This window comes from Massilia sp. CT11-108 (assembly GCF_047302915.1).
In the GTDB taxonomy this organism is placed as follows: domain Bacteria; phylum Pseudomonadota; class Gammaproteobacteria; order Burkholderiales; family Burkholderiaceae_D; genus Telluria; species Telluria orientalis.
In genome coordinates this window covers 1-5,985 of the sequence record NZ_JBKYMO010000361.1, presented here as the reverse complement: position 1 = coordinate 5,985, position 5,985 = coordinate 1, and the positions used below count along the sequence as shown (strand labels likewise).

The window sequence follows — 5,985 nt, the reverse complement described above, 5'->3', positions numbered from 1 at the left end:
TCGGCGACCAGTTCGCGGGGCTCGCCCGGCGCCTCGACCACCTGCACGCCGCGTCCGCGTTCGCCCTCGACGCGTGCAACCCGGACGGGTCCCCGCGCCGCCTCGGCTGCATGACGTTCGCGCGCGGCCACATCGTCCACGTGCGCCGCCACGCCCTGCCCTGGCCGTCCGATCCCGGGGTGCCGGCGATGCCCCGCGCCGCCCTCGATACCGTCGTCGCGACGGCGGACGGCATGCTGCGCGTGCTGAACGTCCACCTCGAGTATTTTTCCGCGCGCCAGCGCATGGCCCAGGTCGGTCACCTGCGCGAGCTCCAGGCGGAAGCGCTCGCACACGCGGGCGGCGCGCCTGCGCCGCCGCCGTACTCGCCGGCGACTTCAACATGGTGCCCGGTTCGGATGGCCACGCGCGCCTGCTGGCGCCCGGGCCGGACGGTGGCGCGCTGTGGCGCGACGCCTGGGAACTGGCGCATCCCGGCGAACCGCATGCGCCGACCGTGGGCCTGCACGACACCACGGCCGAACCGCCCTGCACGTTCGATTACGCCTGCGTCAGCCCCGCGCTGGCGCCACGGGTGCACACGGTCCGCGTCGACACGGCCGCGAGCGGATCCGACCACCAGCCGCTGCTGCTGGAGCTGGCATGAGCAGCCCGGCCGTAAAGACCAGCCTTTGCGCGCGCCGACGTAGAACAGGCGGCACCGCAGCAACGGGAAGGACTTGTCCTGGATTGGGATTTTCCGCACCCGTTCACCCTGCCCCGCGTGCCCGAAGCGGCCGACATCGACGGGCTGAACCACACCAACAACGCCGTCTACGTCCGCTGGTGCGAACAGGCCGCGTGGGCCCACTCGGAGGCGCTGGGCCTGTCGCTGGACGATTACCGGCGCCTCGACCGCGCCATGGCGATCCGGCGCGGCGAATACGACCACGTGCTGCCGACCTTTGCCGGCGAGGCGCTCGTCCTCGGCACATGGCTCGTCGCGGGCGACGGCGCGACGGTGCTGCGCGGCCGCTGGGACCTCGTGCGCATCGAACTGTCGAGCGGGCGCCCGCGCCGCATGCCGCAAGCGTTCCGGGACGCGTACATGACGGTGGTGGTGGACGCGCAGGCCGCGTCGTGACGCGGCGCGGGGCAGCGCCCGCGCGGACGTCAGCCGCCATTTCCCTTCTGTGCCCGCACCAGCCAGCGCAACGCGCCCCACAACAGCAGGATGGCGATTACCGACGAGGCCCCCAACACCAGCAGCGTAAGGTCGTACCGGGCGTTGCCGAAGATCCAGGCGCCGCCCGACACGACCGTGAAGATGTTCGCGAACACGAAGAATTTCGCGGCCGTCAGCAGGCAGTGCCGTGCCGCACGGTCGCGGATGGCCGGGTCGGCGGACTCGAGGTCCCGTTCGAGCGCCTGCGACGCCGTACTGGCGCTTTCCAGATACCGGTAGATATAGCTCGCGACCACGCTGCTCGCCACGCCCACGAGGACGAGGACGATGTCCTTGGCTTCGATCTGGATGTTCATGGTCTCGGGTCCGTGGGTCCACCGTCCGGCCGGCTGCCGTCGACGTTCGAGTGGAACGAGGCCGCAAGATTCCGTGCGCGCAGCCGCCAGGCCGATGCGATCAAGCACCGCCGGCGCGCGCTGGCATCACTCGGCGTCGATGAGGGGCGCAGACTCTGACGGCACGCTGAACCGCGTTCAGCGCATCGCGAGCGGCCGGCGCCGGCCGGGTGGCGGAAAGCCCGCGTCCAGCAGCGCCAGGTCGTCGGCCGTCAGCTGCGGCGCGAGGTCGAGCGCGGCGCGGTTGGCGCGTACGTGGGCCGGCTGCACGGCCTTCGGGATCGTCACGACGCCGTCCTGGCGCAGCAGCCACGCCAGCGCCACCTGGGCCGGCGTGACGCCATGACGGCGCGCCACCTCGCCCAGTTGCGGGCGGGTCAACAGCGGCCGCTGCTCGGCCGGCGTCGATTCCAGCGGCGAGTACGCCATCACGGGGATGCCGCGCTCGCGGCACCACGGCAGCAAATCCCATTCGATGCCGCGCTGGACCAGGTTGTACAACACCTGGTTCGCCGCGATGCCGGCACCGCCGGGCAGCGCGGTCGCTTCCAGCATGTCGTCCGTGTCGAAATTCGAGACGCCGTAAGCGCGGATCTTGCCCTCGTCGCGCAGGCGCTCGAACGCCTCCAGCGTCTCCGCCAGCGGCACACCACCGCGCCAGTGCAGCAGATAGAGGTCGAGATGGTCCGTGCGCAGCCGGCGCAGGCTGCGCTCGCACGCGGCGCGCACGCCCGCGCGCGAGGCATTGTGCGGATAGACCTTGCTGACGAGGATAACGCCGTCGCGGCGGCCGGCGATGGCCTCGCCGACCACTTCCTCGGCACCGCCTTCGCCATACATCTCGGCCGTGTCGATCAGGGTCATGCCGAGATCGAGGCCGAGCCGCAGCGCGGCCACCTCGGCCGCGCGGGCGGACGGATCCTCGCCCATGTTCCAGGTGCCCTGGCCGAGGATGGGGAGTTGAGTCATCGTGGTCTCCGGATTCGAAAACACGAAGATACCGCAAAATCAAACACCGTCGTTCCCGCGCAGGCGGGAACCCATACTGCGCTAGCGATGCTGCGCAAGTCGCATAACCGCAACGTCAGCATGGGTCCCCGCCTCCGCGGGGACGACGCTATTTGGCCGCCCTGGCCGTCGCAATCTGGTCGAGGATGTGCTTCGGCACGGCGGCGTAGTGCTTGAACTCCATCGTGTACGTGGCCCGCCCCTGCGTCAGCGACCGCAGGGTCGTCGAGTAGCCGAACATCTCCGCCAGCGGCACGACGGCGTTGATCAACTTGCCGCCGCCGCCCGGGATCTCGTCCATGCCCTGCACGACGCCGCGCCGCGTGGACAGGTCGCCCATCACGTTGCCCGTGAATTCCTCGGGCGTCTCGACCTCGACCTGCATCATCGGCTCGAGCAGTTCGGGCGACGCCTTGCGCATGGCGTCCTTGAACGCCATCGACGCGGCGACGCGGAACGCGTTCTCGTTCGAGTCCACGTCGTGGTACGAACCGAACGTCAGGGTCGCGCGCACGTCCACGACCGGGTAGCCCGCCAGCACGCCGTTCGGCAGCGTCTCCTGGATGCCCTTGTCGACCGCGGGGATGAACTCGCGCGGCACGACGCCGCCCTTGATGGCGTCGACGAACTCGTAGCCCTTGCCCGGCTCGAGCGGTTCGAGCTTCAGCACGACGTGGCCGTACTGGCCCTTGCCGCCCGACTGCTTGACGAACTTGCCCTCGACGTTCTCGACGGCCTTCTGGATCGTCTCGCGGTACGCCACCTGCGGCTTGCCGACGGTCGCCTCGACGCCGAACTCGCGCTTCATGCGGTCGACGAGGATTTCCAGGTGCAGCTCGCCCATGCCCGACATGATCGTCTGGCCCGATTCCTCGTCCGTGCGCACGCGGAACGACGGGTCTTCCTGCGCGAGGCGCGACAGCGCGATGCCCATCTTTTCCTGGTCGGCCTTCGTCTTCGGCTCCACGGCCTGCGAGATCACGGGTTCCGGGAACGTCATCTTTTCCAGCACGATGACCTTGTCCGGGTCGGACAGCGTATCGCCCGTCGTCACGCCCTTCAGGCCCACGGCCGCCGCGATGTCGCCCGCGAAGACCTCCTTGATCTCCTTGCGTTCGTTGGCGTGCATCTGCAGGATGCGGCCCAGGCGTTCCTTCTGGCCCTTGGTCGGGTTGTACACGGTGTCGCCCGAGTTCACGACGCCCGAGTACACGCGGAAGAACGTCAGCTGGCCGACGAACGGGTCGGTCATGATCTTGAAGGCGAGCGCGGAGAACGGCTCGTCGTCGGACGGATGGCGTTCCAGCGGCTTGTCGTCCTCGTCGTGGCCGGCGATCGCGGGCACGTCCACCGGCGACGGCAGGTACTCGATGACGGCGTCCAGCATCGCCTGCACGCCCTTGTTCTTGAACGCGGAGCCGGCCAGCATCGGCACGATCTCGCCCGCGATCGTGCGGGCGCGCAGCGCGGCCTTGAGCTCGTCTTCCGTCAGGGCTTCGCCGTTCAGGTATTTTTCCGTCAGCTCGGGCGTCGCCTCGGCGGCGGCCTCGATCATCGTCTCGCGCCACTTTTCCGCGACGGGCACGAGGTCGGCCGGGATGTCTTCGTAGCTGAAGCGCACGCCCTGGCTCGCGTCGTCCCAGCGGATCGCGCGCATCTTGACGAGGTCGATCACGCCCTCGAAGTGCTCTTCCGCGCCGAGCGGAATCTGGATCGGCACGGCGTTGCCCTTCAGGCGGTCCCTGATCTGCTGCTGGACGCGGAAGAAGTCGGCGCCCACGCGGTCCATCTTGTTGACGAACGCGATGCGCGGCACCTTGTACTTGTTGGCCTGGCGCCAGACGGTCTCGGACTGCGGCTGCACGCCGCCGACGGAATCGTAGACCATGACGGCGCCGTCGAGCACGCGCATCGAGCGCTCGACCTCGATCGTGAAGTCGACGTGGCCCGGCGTGTCGATGATGTTGATGCGGTGCTCGGCGAAGTTGCCGCCCATGCCCTTCCAGAAGGCCGTCGTCGCGGCCGAGGTGATCGTGATGCCGCGTTCCTGTTCCTGTTCCATCCAGTCCATCGTCGCCGCGCCGTTGTGCACCTCGCCGATCTTGTGATTCACGCCGGTGTAGAACAGGATGCGCTCCGTGGTGGTGGTCTTGCCGGCATCGATGTGGGCGCTGATGCCGATGTTGCGGTAACGCTCGATGGGGGTCTTACGGCTCATCACAATCTCCTGTGGATACGGAACGCCAATGTAAGTGCATATACCCCCACTTTCAAGGCCGGGCTGCGTGAACCGGTCTTAAGACAGAGGGTATAGCCGCACAATGTAACTGAAGTGCGGCTTTCGTGCTGGCGGCGACACCCACGCAGGTGGCGTCATGCGATGCGGATGAATCAGCCGACGATGGTCTGCAGCCCCCGCGCGGGTATCTCGACCGCGACCTCCTGCCGGTCGACGAACAACCGGTAGCGCTGCGGCTGGTCGCTGCGGTTCATGACGACGACGGCGAGGCGCCCGTCCGCGTTGCGGAACGCCGTCGCGTCGAGGGTACTGCGGCTCGTCGTGGCGCCCACGCGGCGCGCCTTCGGCCGGATGTAGCGGCTGAAGTGGCCGATGGCCGTGTAGATGGGCGTGAACACGAGCTGGCCGTCGTCGCTCGCGTGCAGCGGCGCGAAGCAGAAATTGTTCTTGTGGTTCGGGCCGCCGCGGCTGTCGAGCAGCATGTTCCAGTCGACCCAGCCGCTGGAGCCCGCGTTCAGGTCCGCGATCATCTCGCGGCCGTAGCGTTCGCCGTTGGCCCAGTCCTGCAGGCGCGCGGGATCGAATTTCTCGATGCAGCCTTCCGTCATCAGCAGGTTCACGTCCGGCCAGGCCGCGTGCACGGCGGCGACGTTGCGGTGCATGGGTTCGCCGCCCGCCCACGTCTCGTACCAGTGGTAGCCGACGCCCCAGATGTACGGCCGCGCCTTCGCATCCGCGAGAATCGTCGCGGCACGCTGCGGCAGCAGGTCGCGGTTGTGGTCCCACACGATGACTTTCCTGCCGCCGAGTCCCGCGGCCTTCAGCGCCGGGCCGAGGTGGTCGCCGAGGAAGCGCGTTTCCTCGTCCGCGCTGAAGATCATCGACTCCCACTTCTGCTTCGCCATCGGCTCGTTCTGCACCGACAGGCCCCACAGCGGGATGCCGGCCTGCTCGTACGCCTGGACGAACTTCACGACGTAGCGCGCCCACGTGTCGCGGTACTCGGGCAGCAGGCTGCCGCCCGCGAGCATGCTGTTGTTCGACTTCATCCACGCCGGCGCACTCCACGGGCTGGCGAACACGCGTATGTCCGTGCCGTGGGCGCGCGCGGGCCTTGGCTACAACATCCTGCGCACGACGATCCACAGTTCCGACTTCGGCAGCGGCAGCTACACGTA

6 protein-coding genes and 1 pseudogene are annotated in these 5,985 nt (G+C 68.5%); 2 read left to right on the top strand and 5 right to left on the bottom strand.

Annotation, left to right across the window (positions count from 1 at the left end):
• Nucleotides 1-73: 73 nt before the first annotated feature.
• Nucleotides 74-646, top strand: a complete 573-nt coding sequence (locus ACEN88_RS22825; RefSeq protein WP_413343300.1) for an endonuclease/exonuclease/phosphatase family protein — start codon at nucleotides 74-76, stop codon at nucleotides 644-646.
• A 117-nt stretch (nucleotides 647-763) separates the two neighbouring features.
• Nucleotides 764-1,123 carry an acyl-CoA thioesterase gene (locus ACEN88_RS22820; RefSeq protein ID WP_413343296.1) on the top strand — a complete coding sequence of 120 codons (360 nt, stop codon included), beginning with the start codon at nucleotides 764-766 and terminating at the stop codon, nucleotides 1,121-1,123.
• A 29-nt stretch (nucleotides 1,124-1,152) separates the two neighbouring features.
• On the opposite strand, the gene ACEN88_RS22815 is transcribed toward ACEN88_RS22820, so the two are convergent.
• The 5 genes and pseudogenes from ACEN88_RS22815 to ACEN88_RS22795 all read right to left on the bottom strand — a co-directional run.
• Nucleotides 1,153-1,521 carry a hypothetical protein gene (locus tag ACEN88_RS22815; protein WP_413343294.1) on the bottom strand — a complete coding sequence of 123 codons (369 nt, stop codon included), beginning with the start codon at nucleotides 1,519-1,521 and terminating at the stop codon, nucleotides 1,153-1,155.
• A gap of 177 nt (nucleotides 1,522-1,698) precedes the next feature.
• Nucleotides 1,699-2,529, bottom strand: coding sequence for an aldo/keto reductase (locus ACEN88_RS22810; RefSeq protein WP_413343292.1), 831 nt, complete (start codon nucleotides 2,527-2,529; stop codon nucleotides 1,699-1,701).
• 148 nt (nucleotides 2,530-2,677) lie between these two features.
• On the bottom strand, nucleotides 2,678-4,786 hold the full coding sequence (fusA, locus tag ACEN88_RS22805; RefSeq protein WP_413343291.1) for an elongation factor G: 2,109 nt from the start codon (nucleotides 4,784-4,786) through the stop codon (nucleotides 2,678-2,680).
• A 173-nt stretch (nucleotides 4,787-4,959) separates the two neighbouring features.
• Nucleotides 4,960-5,139 (bottom strand): glycoside hydrolase family 30 beta sandwich domain-containing protein, encoded by a 180-nt coding sequence (locus ACEN88_RS22800; RefSeq protein WP_413343298.1) that lies wholly within the window; start codon nucleotides 5,137-5,139, stop codon nucleotides 4,960-4,962.
• A gap of 30 nt (nucleotides 5,140-5,169) precedes the next feature.
• Nucleotides 5,170-5,901: pseudogene (locus ACEN88_RS22795) on the bottom strand (glycoside hydrolase family 30 protein); the annotation flags it as partial.
• Nucleotides 5,902-5,985: the final 84 nt, after the last annotated feature.